Below are 1,411 nucleotides of genomic sequence, written 5' to 3' on the forward strand. Positions count from 1 at the left end.
AAATAAAATGTTGGCCTCCCACCCACAAGTTGGTGCAATATACCAACAGTGTTACTAACGCAGCAATAACTGCTCTTCGTGGCGAAGGAGACCAACATGAATAAGGTAGCAAAAATCATCGGTAAGGCGCAAGAGGGAACTTCATGTGTTGTGGGCATTGATGCACATAAAAACACCAATGCTGTTACAGTGTTGCGTTCTGACGGGCTGAGCAAAAGCTTTGTCTGCCCAGCCGATGCCAAAGCTACTTTTACGGCCATTCTGCGTTTCGCAGAAACTATCGACCTTTTGGTTTATGAAGCAGGCCCCACGGGTTTTACCTTAGCCTGGGCTTGTCAAGAAAACTCTATTCCAGTGATGGTGGTGGCACCATCTCGCATTCCTCGTCCTGTTACGGCAGGGGCCAAAACAGATCGGCTAGACAGTCGAAAACTTGCGGAATATGCCGCTAAGGGAATGCTACAGTCCATTGCCATCCCAACACGGCAAGAGCATGCTTTACGCAAAGTGGAAAGAATGCGTCAAGCCATGGGCTATTTAATGCGCAAGCAAAAACAGGAAGTTAAGTCCTTCCTTCTTGAGAACGGTATTGCCGAACCTGCTGGGTTACAGCATTGGAGCAAGATTTCTATCGAGGCTCTCAAGGCGATGCCACTTACCCCTTTGCTTCGCGCTCTTTTAGATAGCCTGCTGCAAATGCTTGCATTGTATCAATCTCGGCAACAACATCTTGCCTCTCTTCTTGCCCAGGAGGTTAAAAACACGGGGCAGCAGCAAAGAGTGGAATGCCTCAAAAGTATTCCAGGCGTTGGGGAAACTATATCTCATGCGTTTACTGTTGAAATTTTTAGACCGGAACGCTTTAAGAGTGCAGAACAAATTGCGGCATATATAGGCCTTGCGCCTATTACGCTGCAAAGTGGGCACACCAAAAATACGACCCGCACCAGACCAAATGGGCAACAATATTTACGGAGCGTTTTGGTGGAAGGGGCTTGGCTTTGGAAGAAAAAAGACCCAAGAGCACAAGAGCTTTATAACCGAATTTACTCTCGCACCGGACTTGCACAAAAGGCAATCGTTGCTGTAGCTCGCAAATTTTTATTGGTACTTTGGCGAATCTCTGTGGAACAACGGCCCTATCGGGCTTCTTCACAGTAGACGGTGTGCCTGCAGCACACTGAACAGGGAAAAGGCGCGACGCAGGGATGCAGCTTGGCTGCTACGTCAAAATGCGCAAAACCCTCCGTATCGAATGATACACTGAGCACCAGGCTCGAATAAGATACTGCTATTACTATTAACAGGCTACGGCTACACACAACAAACTAATATTAAAGGCTTTTCTAATGAAGTGAAAGGCAAAATACAAAACAATCTTGTGCTGACTTGACAAGGGGCCACATAAGAT

General features: G+C 47.1%; 1 protein-coding gene. It reads left to right on the forward strand.

All coding sequences use genetic code 11. The features are described from left to right. The first annotated feature begins 96 nt into the window (after positions 1–96). Positions 97–1,161: an IS110 family RNA-guided transposase gene (locus G497_RS0112545; protein ID WP_027188393.1), complete on the forward strand. Its 1,065-nt coding sequence runs from the start codon at positions 97–99 to the stop codon at positions 1,159–1,161. Positions 1,162–1,411: the final 250 nt, after the last annotated feature.

It is taken from the genome of Desulfovibrio cuneatus DSM 11391 (genome assembly GCF_000430005.1).
GTDB classification, from domain to species: Bacteria; Desulfobacterota; Desulfovibrionia; order Desulfovibrionales; family Desulfovibrionaceae; genus Frigididesulfovibrio; species Frigididesulfovibrio cuneatus.

Coding starts and splice junctions, on each gene's coding strand:
- G497_RS0112545 (WP_027188393.1), top strand. CDS start 97: ATGAATAAGGTAGCAAAAATCATCGGTAAGGCGCAAGAGGGAACTTCA.